This window comes from Xanthomonas sp. NCPPB 4037 (genome assembly GCF_041475695.2).
In the GTDB taxonomy this organism is placed as follows: domain Bacteria; phylum Pseudomonadota; class Gammaproteobacteria; order Xanthomonadales; family Xanthomonadaceae; genus Xanthomonas; species Xanthomonas campestris.
Genome location: NZ_CM191261.1, coordinates 2,676,459 through 2,695,005, shown reverse-complemented (window position 1 = coordinate 2,695,005; position 18,547 = coordinate 2,676,459). Strand labels below are relative to the sequence as shown.

The 18,547-nt window shown below is 65.0% G+C and carries 16 protein-coding genes; 5 read left to right on the top strand and 11 right to left on the bottom strand.

Going from position 1 to position 18,547, the window contains the following annotated elements:
* Positions 1–18: 18 nt before the first annotated feature.
* Genes ACCQ01_RS12060 through ACCQ01_RS12050 form a run of 3 tightly spaced genes read right to left on the bottom strand, consistent with a single transcriptional unit; the run spans position 19 to position 2,947 of the window.
* Positions 19–1,095 carry a class III poly(R)-hydroxyalkanoic acid synthase subunit PhaC gene (locus tag ACCQ01_RS12060; protein ID WP_228432719.1) on the bottom strand — a complete coding sequence of 359 codons (1,077 nt, stop codon included), beginning with the start codon at positions 1,093–1,095 and terminating at the stop codon, positions 19–21.
* Positions 1,092–2,273: a class III poly(R)-hydroxyalkanoic acid synthase subunit PhaE gene (phaE, locus tag ACCQ01_RS12055; protein WP_228432718.1), complete on the bottom strand. Its 1,182-nt coding sequence runs from the start codon at positions 2,271–2,273 to the stop codon at positions 1,092–1,094. The genes ACCQ01_RS12060 and phaE overlap by 4 nt, the downstream gene beginning before the upstream one ends.
* A 59-nt stretch (positions 2,274–2,332) precedes the next feature.
* Positions 2,333–2,947 (bottom strand): CDP-alcohol phosphatidyltransferase family protein, encoded by a 615-nt coding sequence (locus tag ACCQ01_RS12050; RefSeq protein WP_014507867.1) that lies wholly within the window; start codon positions 2,945–2,947, stop codon positions 2,333–2,335.
* A 128-nt stretch (positions 2,948–3,075) separates the two neighbouring features.
* On the opposite strand from ACCQ01_RS12050, the gene ACCQ01_RS12045 reads away from it, so the two are divergent.
* Positions 3,076–3,834 carry a 3-hydroxybutyrate dehydrogenase gene (locus tag ACCQ01_RS12045; RefSeq protein ID WP_228432717.1) on the top strand — a complete coding sequence of 253 codons (759 nt, stop codon included), beginning with the start codon at positions 3,076–3,078 and terminating at the stop codon, positions 3,832–3,834.
* Between the two features lie 208 nt (positions 3,835–4,042).
* On the opposite strand, the gene ACCQ01_RS12040 is transcribed toward ACCQ01_RS12045, so the two are convergent.
* The 3 genes from ACCQ01_RS12040 to ppsR all read right to left on the bottom strand — a co-directional run bounded on the left by ACCQ01_RS12040 (position 4,043) and on the right by ppsR (position 6,126).
* Positions 4,043–4,531, bottom strand: a complete 489-nt coding sequence (locus ACCQ01_RS12040; RefSeq protein WP_228432716.1) for an NUDIX hydrolase — start codon at positions 4,529–4,531, stop codon at positions 4,043–4,045.
* A 58-nt stretch (positions 4,532–4,589) separates the two neighbouring features.
* Positions 4,590–5,099, bottom strand: coding sequence for a DUF1249 domain-containing protein (locus ACCQ01_RS12035; protein ID WP_115530534.1), 510 nt, complete (start codon positions 5,097–5,099; stop codon positions 4,590–4,592).
* Between the two features lie 205 nt (positions 5,100–5,304).
* Positions 5,305–6,126, bottom strand: a complete 822-nt coding sequence (gene ppsR, locus ACCQ01_RS12030; protein WP_011269676.1) for a posphoenolpyruvate synthetase regulatory kinase/phosphorylase PpsR — start codon at positions 6,124–6,126, stop codon at positions 5,305–5,307.
* A gap of 142 nt (positions 6,127–6,268) precedes the next feature.
* Between ppsR and ppsA the strand changes: the two genes are divergently transcribed.
* Together ppsA and ACCQ01_RS12020 are read left to right on the top strand one after the other, a co-directional pair.
* Positions 6,269–8,647, top strand: a complete 2,379-nt coding sequence (gene ppsA, locus ACCQ01_RS12025) for a phosphoenolpyruvate synthase (RefSeq protein WP_011037312.1) — start codon at positions 6,269–6,271, stop codon at positions 8,645–8,647.
* The gene (locus tag ACCQ01_RS12020; RefSeq protein ID WP_228432715.1) at positions 8,647–9,609 is read left to right on the top strand and encodes a mechanosensitive ion channel family protein; all 963 of its coding nucleotides are present in this window, start codon (positions 8,647–8,649) and stop codon (positions 9,607–9,609) included. The genes ppsA and ACCQ01_RS12020 overlap by 1 nt, the downstream gene beginning before the upstream one ends.
* 150 nt (positions 9,610–9,759) lie before the next feature.
* Here the strand turns inward: ACCQ01_RS12020 and orn are convergent, their stop codons facing one another.
* The 3 genes from orn to mntR all read right to left on the bottom strand — a co-directional run bounded on the left by orn (position 9,760) and on the right by mntR (position 11,395).
* Positions 9,760–10,344 carry an oligoribonuclease gene (gene orn / locus ACCQ01_RS12015; RefSeq protein WP_012438217.1) on the bottom strand — a complete coding sequence of 195 codons (585 nt, stop codon included), beginning with the start codon at positions 10,342–10,344 and terminating at the stop codon, positions 9,760–9,762.
* Positions 10,345–10,415: 71 nt separating this feature from the next.
* A complete protein-coding gene (tadA, locus tag ACCQ01_RS12010; protein WP_220674383.1) occupies positions 10,416–10,871 on the bottom strand; it encodes a tRNA adenosine(34) deaminase TadA in 456 nt (151 codons plus the stop codon).
* Positions 10,872–10,927: 56 nt separating this feature from the next.
* Entirely contained in the window at positions 10,928–11,395 is a 468-nt protein-coding gene (mntR, locus tag ACCQ01_RS12005; protein WP_011037316.1) for a manganese-binding transcriptional regulator MntR, read from the bottom strand.
* A gap of 143 nt (positions 11,396–11,538) precedes the next feature.
* On the opposite strand from mntR, the gene ACCQ01_RS12000 reads away from it, so the two are divergent.
* Positions 11,539–12,873 carry an Nramp family divalent metal transporter gene (locus tag ACCQ01_RS12000; protein ID WP_228432714.1) on the top strand — a complete coding sequence of 445 codons (1,335 nt, stop codon included), beginning with the start codon at positions 11,539–11,541 and terminating at the stop codon, positions 12,871–12,873.
* A 479-nt stretch (positions 12,874–13,352) separates the two neighbouring features.
* Positions 13,353–14,177 (top strand): alpha/beta fold hydrolase, encoded by an 825-nt coding sequence (locus ACCQ01_RS11995; RefSeq protein ID WP_043921782.1) that lies wholly within the window; start codon positions 13,353–13,355, stop codon positions 14,175–14,177.
* 668 nt (positions 14,178–14,845) lie between these two features.
* On the opposite strand, the gene ACCQ01_RS11990 is transcribed toward ACCQ01_RS11995, so the two are convergent.
* Both ACCQ01_RS11990 and ACCQ01_RS11985 read right to left on the bottom strand, forming a co-directional pair.
* Positions 14,846–16,477 (bottom strand): MFS transporter, encoded by a 1,632-nt coding sequence (locus ACCQ01_RS11990; RefSeq protein WP_011037320.1) that lies wholly within the window; start codon positions 16,475–16,477, stop codon positions 14,846–14,848.
* A gap of 136 nt (positions 16,478–16,613) precedes the next feature.
* The gene (locus tag ACCQ01_RS11985) at positions 16,614–18,455 is read right to left on the bottom strand and encodes an amidohydrolase (RefSeq protein ID WP_228432745.1); all 1,842 of its coding nucleotides are present in this window, start codon (positions 18,453–18,455) and stop codon (positions 16,614–16,616) included.
* Positions 18,456–18,547: the final 92 nt, after the last annotated feature.

Here is an 18,547-nt window from a genome sequence, read left to right as displayed (position 1 = left end):
CCCACTGCATTCACTGCGTCAGCCGTTGCCGCCACGTGCCTGCAACCAACGATGGATCGCCACCGGCACCTCGCGCTGCGCACGGCCGGAGACGTAGATGCCGATGTGCCCACCGCGAAAGCTCAGCTCGGTGTAGTCCTTGCTGCCCACCAACCCACGCAGGGCGCGCGAGGCATCGGGCGGCACCAGGTGATCGTGCTCGGCATAGATGTTGAGCACCGGCATGTCGACAGCGTGCAGATCCACCACCTGCCCGCCGATACGCACATCGCCGGTGACCAGGCCGTTGCGCTGGTAGAACTGGGTGACGAATTCGCGGAACGCTTCGCCGGCCAGGTCGGGCGAATCGAAGATCCATTTTTCCATGCGCAGGAAGTCCTCCAGCGCCTGCTTGTCGTCGAGGATGTCGAGCAGCCCCACGTACTTTTGCAGGTTGAGCCGGAACGGCTTGAGCATCAGGTAACTGGCATTCATCAGATCCGCCGGCACGTTACCCATGGTGTCGACGAATAGATCCACATCGACCATGCGCGCCCAGTTGGAGAGCATGTTGTCGGGGGTGTGGAAATCCACCGGCGTGACCATGGTGATGAGATTGCGGATCTTGGCGCGCTCCAGCGCGGCGTAGCACAACGCAAACGTGCCGCCCTGGCAGATGCCGAGCACGTCCACGGCCTCCAGACCCGACGCCGCACGCAGATGGTCCACCGCGCCATCGATGTAGCGCAGTAGATAGTCCTCCAGTGTGAGATAGCGTTCGGAGCGGTCCGGATACCCCCAATCCAGCACGTAGACGTCCTGGCCGTGACCGAGCAGGCCCTTGACCAGCGAGCGATCGGCCTGCAGGTCCACCATGTACGGCCGGTTGACCAGCGCATAGACGATCAGCAAGGGCGTACGCACCACCGGCGCGGCATCGCCGACGAACCGGTACAGCACCACCTTGCCGTCGCGCCAGACTTCCTGGCGCTCGGTGACGCCGTAATCCACGTCCTCCACGCCGGGCAGCAGCTTGAGCCCTTCGCGCAGCTTGCGCTGCATCGACAAGGTCTCCTGCATCAGGTCCTCGGCACTGAATCCCAACGGGCCCTTCATGGCTTGCCTCTGCGCGGTGCGCGCGCCGGTGCCTTGGTGGTCTTGGTGGCCTTCTTTGCAGCCGGTGGCGTGGTGGATGCCTTCGGTCTGGATGTCTCCGGCGCAGCTGCTGTCTTGCGCGTAGCGCGCTTGGCGCGTTTGGCTGGCGCGGCCTCAGGCGGGGTTGTTGGCTTGGCCGCCGCACGTGGCGGTGCGCTGGTAGCGGCGACTGGCGCCGGGCCCGCATCAGGCTTGAACGCCGACGCCGCAGCCGGCTTGGCTTGCGCAGTGGGCGCGCCACGCAGCATGCGACGCACTGCGCGCTCCAGCTCGGCAATACGCCGATGCGCGGCATCCATCTCGGAACGGGTTGGCATGCCGAAGCGCTCGCTCACCTGTTCCACTTCCTGTTGCAGGGCCGCGCGTAGCCGCATGTGCGCATTGGCAAAGCCGCCGTAGACCTCACGGAACTGATCCGACAGCGCCACGTCCGCATACGACTCCTCAGCCGCTTCGATCCACAGATCGAACAAGGCGCGCGCGCTGGTCAGCTGGCTGCCACTGGTTTCGTGTTCGCTCAACTTGCGTTCGAAGCGCGCAAACGCCTGATCGATCGCCGCCTTGAGCTGCTCGGCATAGGCCTGCGACTGCGCCTGGTAATCCTGCTGCGCGCGGGCCAAGGTCTGCCAGCGAGATTGATGATTGCGATTGAGGCCGAAGGCCGGCATCTCCAGCCAGGCGGCATTGTCTTCGCGCCAGCGCTGCAACGCCTGCGCGGCTTCCTGCAACCACGGATCGAAGCCGCCCTTGCTGCCGCCACGCAGCGAGCCCAGCGTCCATTGCATCAGCTGCTCGCCCTGCCCTTGCACGGCGTGCCGCCAGGCGTCGGAGACCGCGCTGGCGGAGGTATCGCGACCGGCGAACTGCGCGGCCACCTGCTGCATGGTGCCGTACCAATCGCCGGCCTGGGTGCGGAAGCGGTTGATCGCATCCTGCGCCTGCGGCGCGGCCTGCGTGGGCAACACCTGCGACCACCAGTCGACCGCCTTGCGCCAGTCCTGCGGCGTCTCGCCAGCCGGGCCCGGCGGCGGTTGCGCGGCGGAAGCGGACTGGCCGTGGCGCATGGCATCTCCCCAGGCGCTCCAGTATTGGCGCGCCTTGTCTTCGAAGTTGCCGTTGTCCGAACCGCTGGTTGTCATCGTCCACTCCCGTGGCTGGTCCACCCAGCCATCCTACCGCGTGTGTTCCGCCGCACCGGTCAGGGCTTGGGGATGCGCAGCGTCTTGCTGATCATCAGCGAGCCGGACACCGCGAATAGCAGCACCAGCGGGTGGAATTGCCAGGGGCCGAGCTGCCACTGCCCCCACCACAACGTCTGGCCGATATGCCCGGTGCTGGCCGCCACCGCCAGCAGGATCACCAGCACCAGGCTGGTGGGGATCGGTGTGCCTTCGAAATACGGCACCTTGTCGGCCTCGCCGGCGATCTCTTCGGCGGTCACGTTGTAGCGCGCCAGCCGGCTCACGCCGCAGCAGACGAAATAGCTGAGCACCAGCCAGTCCCAGCCGCCGCGCATGCCGCAGGCATAGCCGAGCGCGGCTGGCGCCACGCCGAACGAAATCACGTCGGCCAACGAATCCAGCTCGCGGCCCAGCGTCGAGGACGCCTTGCGCCAGCGCGCCACGTGGCCGTCCAGCGCATCGAAGACGAAGGCCAGCGGAATCAGCGCCATGCCCAGTAACAGGTCGCCGCGGTGGCCTTCCTGCAGAAACCGCATGGCCGCAAACACCGCCCCGGTGCCGCAAAAGGCGTTTGCCAGCGTGAACCAGTCTGCGAGTTGAAAGTCGCGCAGCATCGAAAAATGGCGTTTCATGCGGAACCTGAGGGCATCGAGGCGCAAAGGGTAACGCGCGCGCGACGCGCAGGCGACCGTTTCAACGTGCTCGGCTACCCTGGCGGCCACTGGCACCGTTTCAGTGCCACATTCCACGAGGACACCCGATGCGCAGCATCCTGATCACCGGTGCCGGCAGCGGCATCGGCGCCGGCCTGGCCACCGTTCTTGCCGCCGACGGCCACCACCTGCTGGTGAGCGACGCCGACCTGGCCGCGGCCGAGCAGACCACCCAGCAGGTGCGCGCGGCCGGCGGATCGGCCGAGGCCCTGGCACTGGACGTCACCGACGAGCGCAGCATTGCCCAGGCACTGGCGGCCGCCTCGCGCGCGCCCGAGGTGTTGATCAACAACGCCGGCCTGCAGCACGTTGCGCCGCTGGAGGAGTTCCCGATGCAGCGCTGGGCGCTGCTGGTGGACGTGATGCTGACCGGAGCCGCACGTCTCAGCCGCGCGGTGCTGCCGGGCATGCGTGCGGGCGGCTACGGGCGCATCGTCAACATCGGCAGTATCCATTCGCTGGTGGCCAGCCCTTACAAGAGCGCCTACGTGGCTGCCAAGCATGGGCTGATCGGGCTGTCCAAGGTGCTCGCGCTGGAAACCGCCGACTGCGACATCACCGCCAACACGCTGTGCCCCAGCTACGTGCGCACGCCACTGCTGGAGCGGCAGATCGCCGACCAGGCACGCACGCGCGGCATTGCCGAAGACGCGGTGATCCGCGAAGTGATGCTCAAGCCGATGCCCAAAGGCGCCTTCATCGAATACGACGAACTGGCCGGCACCGTGGCCTTCCTGATGTCGCACGCGGCGCGCAATCTCACCGGCCAGGCCATCGCCATCGACGGTGGCTGGACCGCGCAATGAAGCGGTGGCGAAATTTTCACCAGGGCTCTTGACAGCCAGCTGGGGCAAGGCCTGAGCACGGTTGTCCACAGACTTGCGCAGTTTTCATCCACAGGGGATGTGGAGAAGTTGGCAAAGCCGGTGCGGTGGGCTTCACAGTTCGGCCGTCAGTGACGGCTAAGCGCAGTGACCGACGTTGCCTGATTGCACCGTAGACCGGGCGCCACCCTCACACGCGCGAATACGACCACGACTGCATGCGCCCGTCCCGATAAGGCATCACGCCATGGAACGGGCGCGGGTCGCCATCGAACACCAGCGGCAGAAAGTTGCGGTCGCCCTCCCACATCGGCACCTGGTCCATCTGCGCAATGGGGACCCATTCCAGGGTGCCTTCGGGGTTGGAGGTCTGCGGCGTACCGTCGAAGCTGTGGATCAGGAACACGAATCCCAGCCAGTCCTCGCCCTGCTTGCCGAAGCCCGGCCAGCTGATGGTGCCGCGCAGCTGCATCTGGCCGCATTCCACACCGGCTTCCTCGCGGATTTCGCGGCGCATGCAGGCCAGCACATCTTCATCGGCTTCCAGTTTGCCGCCGAGCCCGTTGTACTTGCCCAGGTGATGATCCCCGGGACGGGCGTTGCGATGGATCATCAGCACCTGGGAGCCATCCGGCGACAGCAGGTAGCCGAGCGTGGCGACAATTGGGGTATGCGGCATGGCGAACGATCAGACATGAAGCACATCAGTATGACCGAAGCTGCGCGCCGCGCAGCGATCAGCTGATAGCGGGCTGCGCATTGGCACGCGGCGGCGCGACGTAGTCGGTATCCAGGCGCAGCGTGGCCACGCCATGGCCGCGCTCGGCCAGATAGTCCAGCCATTTGCCCAGGAACGTATTCATGCGCATGCGGTGGCTGATGAGCTCGGCAGGCGGCGGGAACATGCCCATGGTGTCCTGCCAGCGGCGGCCGACGTAGCAATGCGTGGTTTCGGCCTGGCGCGCGTCCCGATACAAGCGCACGTAGGCGGACGGGTCCGGCTCGCCGGTGACCGGGTCACACAGGTCGTAGGTCAGCCGCAGTTCCACCGTGTAGCGGTGGCATTCGATCACGTCCAGCCGCAGGTCCAGGCCGTCGCCGATCGAGGACACATACGAACCCGGAGCGAGGTCGGCCGGCGCGAACAGCCGGGTGAGGTGCTGGAAGTTTTCCGCATACAGCCCCATCAGCCAGCCGAACCGGCTCAACTTGGGGATGCGTTCGAGTTTACTCATTGCTTGCGCCATGCATCGATCCTACACGCTGGGCTGCCGCACGGGCAGCATTGACGGCGGCCGAAGGCCGGGCCACTCTTGGCGGAGCACTGCCCCGCCCGCTTCAATAGGTCACCGGGTGCCGACCGGCCATACCAGGCCGCACTACTGCAGCAAGCAGACAGTGAAGGTCTGCCCGCTTCGCCAATCCCGAATCCCGCCGCACCAATCCCCGCCTCTAGAACATCTCGCGCTGCAAGCCGAGCGTGGACAGCACCTTGCTGGAGATTTCCTCGATCGAGGTGTTGGTGGTGCTGAGGGTTGGAATCCGTTCCATCTGGAACATGCGCTCGGCCGTGGCCACCTCGCGGCGGCACGTTTCCGCTGCGCTGTAGCGCGAATTGGCACGCCGCTCCTGGCGAATCTGTTGCAAACGCTCCGGGTCGATGGTCAGCCCAAACAACTTGCTGCGGTAGTTGCGTAGCCGCGGCGGTAAGCGTTCGCTCTCGAGGTCTTCTTCGGTCAACGGATAGTTGGCGGCGCGGATGCCGTAATGCAAGGCCAGGTAGATGCAGGTAGGTGTTTTACCCGCGCGCGACACCGCCACCAGGATCACATCGGCTTCGTCGTAATTGAGCGCGATGCCATCGTCATGGCTGAGTGCGAAGTTCATCGCATTGATGCGGCGGTGATAGGTCTCGAAATCGACCATGCCGTGCGCGCGACCCACGCGCGAGTGACGCGGCGCGTTGAGCTCGCGCTCCAGCGGTTCAATGAAGGGGGCGAACACATCCAGCATCAACGCGCCGCTCTCGGCCAGGATCATGCTCAACTGTGGATCCACGCACGAATTCACCACCACCGGCCGCACCTGGTAACGCTCGCCTGCCGCGCGCACACGCAGTGCTGCATCGCGCGCTTTGTCTGCATCATCGATGAACGACATACGGTCGGTGACAAAGTTGAACCCGCTGAACTGCGTGAGCAGGCTATGCCCAATCGTTTCAGCGGTGATACCGGTTCCATCGGACACGTAAAACACCGGCCGGATTGTTGACATCGACTCCACCTCTTTGAACTAGTGTCCAAAACTTACGGGTTCATGCTTGTGCAGGCTCCGCTGTGCACTGCATCATAGCGGCTTCTTCCTACGGACGCGGCCATCCAGCCCGCTCGGGCGATGGCCATACGGAGCATCGCGCTTGAACGAGAATATCCTGTGGTTGCATGAGCTACGCCTGGTCGATCTGGCCCGCGTAGGCGGTAAAAATTCCTCGCTCGGCGAGATGATCGGCAACCTGGCCGGGTTGGGTGTTTCGGTTCCCGGTGGATATGCGACCACTGCCGAAGCATTCAAGGACTTCATCGCGCACAACGATCTGTCAAAGCGCATTTTCGACAAGCTGGAGACGCTGGACGTTGAAGACGTCACTGCGCTCACGGTCGCCGGCAAAGAGATCCGCGGCTGGGTGATCGACGCCCCGCTGCAGCCGGAGCTGGACCGCGACATCCGCAGCGCCTACGAAAAACTCTGCGCCGAGAACGGCGGCGGCGAAGTGGCCGTGGCAGTGCGTTCGTCGGCAACCGCCGAAGACCTGCCCGATGCCTCGTTCGCCGGCCAGCAGGAAACCTTCCTCAATGTGACCGGCGCCGACGACGTGGTGCACAAGGTCAAGGAAGTGTTCGCCAGCCTCTACAACGACCGCGCGATTGCCTATCGCGTGCATCACGGCTTCAAGCACGAAGATGTGTTCCTGTCGGCCGGTGTGCAGTTGATGGTGCGCTCCGGCGTGGGTTCGTCCGGTGTGTTGTTCACCCTGGACACCGAGTCCGGCTTCCGTGACGTGGTGTTCGTGACCTCCAGCTTTGGCCTGGGCGAAATGGTCGTGCAAGGCGCGGTCAATCCAGACGAATTCTACGTCTACAAGCCCACGCTCACTGCGGGCAAGCCGGCGATCCTGCGCCGCTCGCTCGGCAGCAAAGCAATCCGCATGGTGTATTCGGATGTGCCCGGTGAACGCGTGCGCATCGAAGACACGCCGGTGGAGTTGCGCAACACTTTCTCGATCAGCGACGAAGATGTGCAGGAGCTCTCCAAGCAGGCGCTGGTGATCGAAAAGCATTACGGCCGCCCGATGGATATCGAATGGGCCAAGGACGGCGTGAGCGGCAAGCTGTTCATCGTGCAGGCGCGCCCGGAAACGGTGAAGTCGCGCAGCCACGCCACCCAGATCGAGCGTTTCTCGCTGGAAGCCAAGGACGCCAAGATCCTGGTTGAAGGCCGTGCAGTGGGCGCCAAGATCGGCAGCGGCGTGGCACGTGTAGTGCGCTCGCTGGAAGACATGAACCGCGTGCAGGCGGGCGACGTGCTGATTGCCGACATGACCGACCCCGATTGGGAGCCGGTGATGAAGCGTGCCTCGGCCATCGTCACCAACCGCGGTGGCCGCACCTGCCACGCGGCGATCATCGCGCGCGAACTGGGCGTGCCGGCGGTGGTGGGTTCGGGCAATGCGACCGACGTGATCAGCGACGGCCAGGAAGTCACTGTGAGCTGCGCCGAGGGCGACACCGGCTTCATCTATGAAGGCTTGCTGCCGTTCGAGCGCACCACCACCGACCTGGGCAACATGCCGCCTGCCCCGCTCAAGATCATGATGAACGTGGCCAACCCGGAGCGCGCATTCGACTTCGGCCAGCTGCCCAACGCCGGTATCGGCCTGGCGCGTCTGGAAATGATCATCGCCGCGCACATCGGCATCCATCCCAACGCACTGCTGGAATACGACAAGCAGGACGCCGACGTCCGCAAGAAGATCGACGCCAAGATCGCCGGCTATGGCGACCCGGTGAGCTTCTACATCAACCGCCTTGCCGAGGGCATCGCGACGCTGACCGCGTCGGTGGCGCCGAACACGGTGATCGTGCGGTTGTCGGACTTCAAGTCCAACGAGTACGCCAACCTGATCGGTGGCTCGCGTTACGAGCCGCACGAAGAGAACCCGATGATCGGCTTCCGCGGCGCCAGCCGTTATGTCGATCCGTCCTTCACCAAGGCGTTCTCGCTGGAGTGCAAGGCGGTGTTGAAGGTGCGCAACGAGATGGGCCTGGACAACCTCTGGGTCATGATTCCGTTCGTGCGCACGCTGGAAGAAGGCCGCAAGGTGATCGAGGTGCTGGAGCAGAACGGGCTCAAGCAAGGCGAGAACGGGCTGAAGATCATCATGATGTGCGAGCTGCCGTCCAATGCGCTGCTGGCCGACGAGTTCCTGGAGATCTTCGACGGCTTCTCGATCGGCTCCAACGACCTGACCCAGCTCACCCTGGGCCTGGACCGCGATTCCTCGATCGTGGCGCACCTGTTCGACGAGCGGAACCCGGCGGTGAAAAAGCTGCTGTCGATGGCGATCAAGTCGGCGCGCGCCAAGGGCAAGTACGTGGGCATCTGTGGCCAGGGGCCGTCGGATCACCCGGAACTGGCCGAGTGGTTGATGCAGGAAGGCATCGAGTCGGTGTCGCTGAATCCTGACACCGTGGTCGATACCTGGCTGCGCCTGGCCAAGCTCAAGAGCGAGGGCTGATGGGAATGGTGGGTGGAGTGTTGGCGGCGGCGGCTGCGGGAGCGGCCGCCGCAAAACCGGCGGCAGCGAAGTCGCCGGCCTTTGACTGGAGCAACCTCAATTGGGCGGAGTACGCGCTCAATTGCGGGTTGGCACTGCTCATCCTCGTGGTGGGCATGTGGCTGGCCAAGCAACTCAGCCAGTGGCTGCACCGCGCACTGACGCGGGCACGGGTCGAAATCACGCTGGCCAACTTCCTGCGCAACGTGTCGTATGCGTTGTTGCTGGTGCTGGTGTTCGTGAGCGCACTGAGCAAGATCGGTGTGCCGCCGACGTCGCTGATTGCGGTGCTCGGCGCGGCCGGTCTGGCAGTGGGTTTGGCATTGAAGGACTCGCTGTCCAACATCGCCGCAGGCGTCATGCTGATCGTGCTGCGGCCGATGCGCGATGGCGACCACGTGGTGATTGCCGGCCAGGAAGGCATTGTCGATGAGATCCGGATCTTCCAGACCCGGATCAAGGCGTTCGACGAACGCATGATCACGCTGCCCAACAGCACGATCACGACCGCACCCATCATCAATTACAGCACCCTGCCCACCCGCCGCCTGGAAGTCACCGTGGGCGTCGGCTACGGCGACGATTTGAAGAAGGCGCAGCAACTGCTGCTGCAGATTGCCAAGGACAACCCGAACATCCTGGACACACCGGCGCCGTTCGTCCAGGTCACCAACCTCGGCGAAAGCACCGTGGATCTGATGCTGTTTGCGTATGCCAGCAACGGTAATTTCGGCGCGGCCAAGAGCACCACGCTGGAGCAAATCCGCGACCAGTTGCTGGAAAACGGACTGAGCATCCCCTATCCGCAGCGCGACCTGCACGTGTATCACCACGATGCCGATGGCAAGCCGATTGCCGAGCTGCTGCGCAAGGGTGTCACCGACGATGGCGATCTGACCAAGGGGCCGCCGCTGGCCCGTTGAGCCTGCATTGGCATGCGTTGCAGTGAGTCAAACGCAAAGGGCCGCATCAATGATGCGGCCCTTTCTGTTACTGCGGGTGTCCGGTCAGTACAACGATTCGCTGGCCGCACGAATGTGGGAGCCTCGCAGCCGTGCTCCCGGTTGGGAACCTCAGTTCTGCACACCGCCGCCGTTATCGCCACCCAGCGTGCCCATGAATTGCCGGTAGTGCCGCAACTCGTCGATGGAGTCGCGCACGTCGCTCAGCGCCGTATGCGCCGAACTCTTGGCAAAGCCGGAGGCCACTGCCGGTGCCCAGCGCCGCGCCAGTTCCTTGATGGTGGACACGTCCAGGTTGCGGTAATGGAAATAGCGCTCCAGGCGCGACATCTGGCGGTGCAGGAAACGGCGGTCCTGACAGATCGAATTGCCGCACATCGGTGAAGCGCCAGCGCGGATCCATTCGCCCAGGAAGGCCACTGTCTGCGCCTCGGCTTGCGCGTGGGTGACCTGGCTGTCGAGCACGCGTTGCCACAGGCCGGAGCGGCGGTGCTGGTTGCGGTTCCACTCGTCCATCGCTTCCAGGGTTTCCAGCGAATGGGCAATGGCCAGTTCCGGCCCCTCGGCGAGCACGTTCAACTGCGCATCGGTCACGATGGTGGCGATCTCGATGATCGAATCGCGATCGGTATCCAGGCCGGTCATTTCCAGATCGATCCAGATCAGTCGGTCGTTGCCCGCAACGTTGTCTGCCATATCACCGTCCTGTGGAGGGCCGTTGCCGGCCGGGTGCTGAAAGGGCGCGCATCATACCGCGGCCATGCCGATCAGGGCACGAGCGGCGGCTTGCCACGCTTGGCGCGAAAGTAATTGGTCAGGCGCAGCCCGGCCTCGGCGGCCAGCACCCCGCCGCTGACCTGCACGCGATGGTTGTGGCGTGGGTCGGCGAGCAGGTCGAACACGCTGCCGCACGCGCCGGTCTTGGGGTCGCTGGCGGCAAACACCACCCGCGCAATGCGCGCATGGATCATCGCCATGGCGCACATTGCACACGGCTCCAGCGTCACGTACAGCGTGCAGCCGATCAGGCGGTGGTTGGCCAGCCGCCGGCCGCCTTCGCGCATGGCCATGATCTCGGCATGCGCGCTGGGGTCGTGGCTGGCAATGTTGAAGTTCCAGCCCTCGCCGAGCAGCGCGCCGGTTGGACCCACCAGCACCGCGCCGACCGGAATCTCGTCATAGTCGCGCTCGGCACGTTCGGCCAGCTGCAAGGCGTGAGTCATCCATTGCTGGTCGATTTGCAGGTGTGCCTCTTGCGCGTGGTGATCGGGCGACACGCTCACGGAGTGCTGTTGCCCTGCCGCTCCAGAAACGCGGCAAAAGCAGCGACGGTGGCTTCGCTGACGTGGTGTTCGATGCCTTCGGCGTCACGCCGTGCGGTGGCCTCGTCGATGCCCAGCGCAAGCAGGAAGCGCTCGACGATCTGGTGCCGCTGCCGGCTGGAGGCCGCCAGCGCTTCGCCGGCCGGGGTCAGAAACACGCCGCGATACGGCCGCTGCACCACCCAGCCATCGCGCACCAGGCGCTTGAGCATCTTGGCCACGGTGGGCTGCGCCACACCAAGGCGCGCGGCGATATCGACCTGGCGCGCCTCGCCACCGTCGACCAGCAGATCGGAGATCAGCTCGACATAGTCTTCGACCAATTCGGCACGGCGCGCCTCGCGCACCTGGCGGAAGCTCTCCATGTGCACCTGCGCATCGATCAATACCGGTGCGGACGCGTCCAGCTTTTCGCTCTTGCCCACCCTTGTCCTCGTCATCGCCTCCGGCGCAACTGCCGGGATGCGTAGTGTGAAGCACGGCGCCGATCAATACGATTGAGATTGCCAATGCTCAACAGCATAGCACTTGCTATATCATCGGCCGCGTCCCGTCTTTCCGCCCGCCCATGTCCAGCGAAGTCGTCCCGAACGCAGAACCCATTCGCCCAGCCGACGGTGGGCTGGGTGCCGCGCACGCCAGCGTTGCCGTGCCCAAGGGTGGCCACTGGTGGTTCCGCCTACTGGCGTTTCTGGGCCCTGGCTACATGGTCTCGGTCGGCTATATGGACCCGGGCAACTGGGCCACTGACCTGGCGGGCGGCTCGCAGTTCGGTTATCTGCTGCTGTCGGTGATCCTGCTCTCCAACCTGATGGCCATCGTGCTGCAGGGGTTGTCGGCGCGGTTGGGCATCGCTACCGGCCTGGACCTGGCGCAGGCCTGCCGCGCACGTTACCCGCGCGGCATCAACCTGGCGCTGTGGGGGCTATGCGAGCTGGCCATCATCGCCTGCGATCTGGCCGAAGTGATCGGCACGGCGATCGCACTCAAGTTGCTGTTCGGCATTCCGCTGACACTGGGCGCCATCATCACCGCGCTGGACGTGGTGTTGGTGTTGTTGCTGATGAACCGCGGCTTCCGTGCGCTGGAAGCGTTCGTCATGGCATTGCTGCTGGTGATCTTCGTGTGCTTCGGCATCCAGATCGCGCTGGCGGCGCCGCCGATCGCCGCAGTGCTGACCGGCTTCATCCCGCGTGCCGAAGTGGTGACCAACCCGCATGCGCTGTATCTGGCGATCGGCATCATCGGTGCCACCGTGATGCCGCATAACCTGTATCTGCACTCGTCGATCGTGCAAACGCGCGCATATCCGCGCACCGATGCAGGCCGCCGTTCGGCACTGCGCTGGGCAGTCACCGACAGCACCGTGGCCTTGATGTTCGCGTTGTTCATCAACGCAGCCATCCTGATCCTGGCCGCGGCGGTGTTCCATGCGCAGGGCCGCACCGATGTGCAGGAGATCGAACAGGCGCACGCGCTGCTGGCACCGATGCTCGGCGTCGGCCTGGCCTCGACCCTGTTCGCAGTGGCGTTGCTCGCCTCGGGCGTCAATTCGACAGTGACCGCGACCTTGGCCGGGCAGATCGTGATGGAAGGCTTCCTGCGCCTGCGCTTGCCGCCGTGGATGCGCCGCCTGCTCACCCGCGGCATTGCCATCGTGCCGGTAGTGGTGGTGACCTGGCTGTATGGCGAGGCCGGTACCGCCCGCTTGCTGGTCTTGAGCCAGGTGGTGCTGTCGATGCAGTTGCCGTTCGCGGTGATCCCGTTGGTGCGCTTTGTCGCTGACCGCGGCTTGATGGGCGCATTGGTGGCACCGGCATGGCTGGTGCGCATTGCCTGGGTGATTGCCCTGGTGATCGTTGGCTTGAACCTCAAGCTGCTTTGGGAATTCGCGTTGGGGTAAGAGGCAAGCGGCGGCGGCACTGCGCGCGCTTGTGCTTGCACGTGCCGGTCTTGCAGATGCTGCTGAAAGTGCACCGCACTACGTTGCACCGCCCTGCTCTGGCGATGCGGTGCACGCGATGAGGTGCGGCCTGTCGCGAGATGCAGCCACGCCAGTGCGCACGCCGATGCAATCTCGCGCGCCGCGCGCACGCTTTACTGGCGGCAGCATCGGCGCCGGCGGCCTGCCGCCCACCCGCAATCGCCTTCCTGGTCACAGTGGCGACCTCGGCCGTTGGCGCAACCGGTGCGCTTCCCCACCAAGGAGTTTCCATGCATCCGTTCGAGCCGTCTCCGGCCGATTCCGGGCGACGCAATTTTCTCGTTGCCGGCACGGCCGCGGTGGCAGCGTTGTCGCTGCCCGCCTTCGCCCGTGCGGCAACTCCCGCGCGTGCGTCATCCACTTCCCCGACCCATCCCACCTCTCACGGAGCTACACCGATGTCCAACTTTGTCACCCGCCCCGATGGCGCCAAGATCTTCTACAAGGACTGGGGCAAGGGCCAGCCCGTCGTGTTCTCGCATGGCTGGCCGCTCAGCGCCGATGCCTGGGACGCGCAGATGCTGTTCATGGGTCAGAACGGCTTCCGCGTCATCGCACATGACCGCCGCAGCCATGGCCGCTCCAGCCAGACCTGGGACGGTAACGACATGGACACCTACGCCGATGATCTGGCCGCCGTGATCGAGGCGCTGGATCTGAAGGACGCCATCCTGGTGGGCCATTCCACCGGCGGTGGCGAAGTGGCGCATTACGTCGGCCGCCATGGCAGCAAGCGCGTGGCCAAGGTGGTGCTGGTGGGCGCGGTGCCGCCGCAGATGGTCAAGAGCCCGACCAACCCGGGCGGCCTGCCGATCAGCGTATTCGACGGCATCCGCGAAGGTGTTGCCAAGGACCGTTCGCAGTTCTACCAGGACCTGAGCACCCCGTTCTTCGGTGCCAACCGCGACGGCAATAAAGTCACCCAGGGCATGCGCGATTCGTTCTGGCTGCAGGGCATGCTGGGCGGGCACAAGGGCCAGTACGACTGCATCAAGGAATTCTCGGAAGTGGATTACACCGCTGACCTGAAGAAGATCGATGTGCCGGCGCTGGTGGTACATGGCGACGACGATCAGATCGTGCCGATCGATGCATCGGGCAAGCTGTCGGCCAAGATCATCAAGAACGCCGAGCTGAAGATCTACGCCGGTGCGCCGCACGGACTGCCGGTGACCCACGCCGACCAGTTCAACAAGGATCTGCTGGCCTTCGCCAAGGCGTGATCCAGTTGGTTGCGTGAAAAGCCGGCTCGCGGGAGCCGGCTTTTTTTATGGCCTCTTTTGGGGCACTTGGTTTGGATCACGGCCGTCGAGGCAGCAGAGCAGGCGCCTTGGAATAAAGGTGCGCGCGCCAATCAGCGCCGCTTGGTTGCAGGGCAATCTGGGTCCTGTTGGCGAAGAAATGAAGGCGCTCGGAAATCGCGGTTGCTTCAGCCTGTGCCCTGCCCTAGCCGCAGCGGCATGGTGCTCACGCATACCTGTACCAGCGGCATGATCGAGCATCAGCGCACACGCTGGATCGCGCGGTCACTTGCAACTCAGCAATCCGAGATGACCCCAATCAGCCCCCCCATCCAGATGCCGATAGCAGATCCGCGAGGTGACCCCGCCCTCACCGGACGGACAGTGAGCCCGCCTGCGATTCGCCCACAAGGCGCAGGCCACACGCACCAGAACGCAATGTCCTTACGACGCCATATCGCGCTGCAAAACACGCTTTTCTCGCGTGCACGTCATTGATCCAAAATCGCCTGAGCATGACCATGCTCGGTATCAGCACACATCGGACAAAACACAACGGGCGCCCATACCAGGCGCCCGTTGCACGTTTTGCGATCTGCATTCGCCGCGCGGCTCACAAGCCCGACAAATAGACTCCAGCCGCCTGCGGATCAAATATCCGAATGCGTATGCGGCGGCACCGCCGCACCACCACCGCCCACAAAGTGGCGCACGAGCGGCGCGCGCTCGCCCTGATGCAGGGCACGAATCTGCTCCTGCAGCTGGCGGTCGTCGCCGGTCACGCGCTCATGCTGACGCAGGTGTTCCAGCCACGAGGCCACGATGAAGTATTCCAGCTGCACACCGGGCGTGGCGGCGTCCTCGGCCACGCCCCACACCACAGCGCCGTCGCGGCGGCGTGCACTGCCCAGCTGTGTCACCAGGCGCACAAACTCTGCACGTGCGTCATCGGCGATGCGGTATTCCACGGTCACCAGCACCGGGCCACGGTCGTGTTCGACACCATCGGCCTGCGCCGGTGCGGGCCAGTGGCCCGCCGGTGCGAGATCGAGCTGCTCGGTACCGGCAATGCGTGCGCGCTTGACCAGCAGTGCGGCAATCACTGCACCGGCCGCGGCAATCTGCAGTGCGATCGCGATCGACGTGCGTTGCGCCAGCGCACCCCACAACAACGAACCGCTGGCCATGCCGAGCGAGAACACCACGATATACAGCGACAGCGCACGGGCGCGCACCCAGGCCGGTACCGAGGTTTGCGCAGCGATCTGCAGCGACGACAGCACGGTGATCCAGGCAAGGCCGTTGACCACCATCACCACACACAACACGCCAATCTGGCGCGAGAGCGCCAACCCCAGCAGCGAGGCTGCGCAGATCAACGTGGCGACGAACACCAGCAGGTCGCGGTCATAGCGTGCACGCAAGCGCGGCAATACCAGCGCACCACTGATCGCGCCAATGCCGATGCAGCCCAGCAACAGACCGTAACTGCCCGCACCCAGCTGCATGTCGCGGCGGACCACCAGCGGTAACAAGGCGGTCAATGCGCTGGCGAACAGGAAGAAGCCGGCCGCCTTGATCAACACTGCCTGCAGACGCCCGGCGCGCGCCGCATAGCGCAGACCGGCACGCAGGCCCGCACCAAAGCTCTCCGGCGGCAATGCGGATGCCTGCGTCTCGCGACGCCAGCGCCACAGCACCCACATCATCAAGCCGAAGGTGAGCCCATTGAGCAGGAAGGCCCATGGCGGGCCGAACTGCGCCACGATCAAGCCGCCGATTGCCGGCCCGATCGACCGCGCGATATTCATGCCGATCGAGTTGAGCGCCACTGCCGAGGCCAGCAACGGGCGCGGCACCAACTCCGAGACGATCGCCGCTTGCGCCGGCATTGCCATCGCCGCGCCCATGCCCATGGCGAAGGTCAGCGCGACCAGCACCCACGGGGTGAGCAACTGCAGGTGCGACAGCAGCGCCAGCGACGCGGCCACCAGCAGCATCCAGCCCTGGGTGAGCATGAGGTAGCGGCGCCGGTCGACGATGTCGGCCAAGGTGCCGGCGGCGAGTGCGAACAACACCACCGGCAAGGTGGTGGCCGACTGCACCGCCGCCACCATCAGCGGCGAACCGGTCTGTTCGGCCATCACCCAGGAGGCGGCCACATCGTTGATCCAGGTGCCGATATTGCTGCCCAGGATGGCGAGCCACAGGGCACGGAAGATCGGTTGGCGCAGCGGTGCCCAGGCACCGGCGTCAGCCGGTGGGATCGAAGCGGTTGTCATTGTCACACTCCAGAACGGAAAAACGCGCGGTCCGGCCAGGCACCCGCGACGGACACTGCACACGCCTTCTCAAGGCTGCAGACCTGCGCTGCAACGCTGCGCTGACCTCTCGCCGCAGCCAGGCGATGCGGCTGCCTTAAAACGCGAAACATGCGCATCCCAATGCCCCCCAGAAGCCGCGCAGATCGTCGCTGGGGGCGGCGTGGTGGGCGGCATGCCCATGTGCGCCGTGGGTGCGGCAGCCAGGGCCATGCGCATGCGCCACGCTTGCCAGCCCGCTCACCGCACCGCCGACGTGATAGCCACCAAAACGGTTGACCGGCGACCATTTCGGCATTGCCGGCGGCAGGCTGGGCGCAAGTGCAGCGAAGTCGCCGTCACCGTGCACCACGGCACCGCCCAGCACGGTCAGCACGCTGGTGATATCGGCGATCGCGGCATCGTCGACGCGGAAATAGTCATCCGACAACACGATGAAATCGGCCAACTGACCAGGCGCCAAGGTGCCCTTCTTGTCTTCATCACCGGAGAACCAGGCACTGCCCTGCGTCCACAAGCGCAAGGCCTGCTCGCGTTCGAGCAGGTTCTCGTCGCCATACAGTGCCAGCCCGCCGACGGTGCGGCCGGTGACCAGCCACGACAGCGCCACCCACGGGTTGTAGCTGGCCACGCGCGTGGCATCGGTGCCCGCGCCCACCGGCACACCGGCCGCCAACATGCGCCGCACCGGCGGCGTGTGCCGCGCAGCCTGCACGCCGTAGCGCTGTACGAAGGCTTCGCCCTGATAGGCCATGCGGTGCTGCACCGCGATGCCGCCGTTCAACGCGCGGATCCGATCGATGTTGCGTGGCGTGATGGTTTCGGCGTGATCGATGAACCAGCGCAGGCCATCGAACGGCATGTCCGCGTTGACGCGTTCGTAGACATCGAGAATGCGCGCGATGCTTTCGTCGTAGGTGGCGTGGATGCGGAAAGGCCAGCGTTTTTCCACCAGCAGGCGCACCACCTGCTCCAGTTCCGGTTCCATCTCGGGGGCAAGCTCCGGGCGCGGCTCACTGAACTGCTCGAAATCGGCCGCCGAGAACACCAGCATTTCGCCGGCACCGTTGTGGCGCAGCAGATCGTCGCCCTTGCGGACCGGCAACACCTCGGTCCAGCCGCGGAAATCGGCAACTTCCTTGCCCTTGTTCTGGGTAAACAGGTTGTAGGCGATGCGCACGCTCAGCTGCCCGGCCGCATGCAACTGCTCGATGACCTGATAGTCCTCCGGATAGTTCTGGAACCCGCCACCGGCGTCGATGACCGAGGTGATGCCCAGGCGGTTGAGCTCGCGCATGAAGTGGCGCGTGGAGTTGGCCTGGTATTCGATCGGCAGCCGCGGCCCTTTCGCCAGGCTGGCATACAGGATCAGCGCATTCGGCTTGGCCAGCAGCAGGCCGGTGGGATTGCCGAGCTTGTCGCGCTCGATACGGCCACCGGGCGGATCCGGCGTGGTCTTGTCGTAACCACATGCACGCAACGCCGCGCGATTGAGCAAGGCGCGGTCGTAGAGATGCAGCAGGAACACCGGTGTGTCCGGTGCGATTGCATTGATTTCGTCCAGGGTTGGCAGGCGCTTTTCAACGAACTGATGCGCGGTGAAACCGCCGACCACGCGCACCCACTGCGGCGCCGGCGTACGGTCGACCTGCGCCTTGAGCAATGCCATGGCCTCGGCCAGCGAGCGCACTCCGTCCCAGCGCAACTCCAGGTTGTAGTTCAAACCGCCGCGAATGAGATGCGTGTGGCTGTCGTTGAGCCCGGGCACCACGCGTCGCTGCTGCGCGTCGATGACACGCGCCTGCTTGGCCATGGCCATGATCTGCGCGTCGTCACCCACTGCCACGATGCGGCCATCGGCCACCGCCAGCGCAGTGGCGCTGGGTTGGCGCGGGTCAAGCGTGGTGATACGTGCATTACGGAGAATGAGATCGACCATCGGAGGCGTCCTGTTGGCAGTCAACGCAGCAGGCGCGATGCCCAGTGCAAGGCCGGCGGCGGCACCCTGCAACAGCTGGCGCCGGCCGGCAT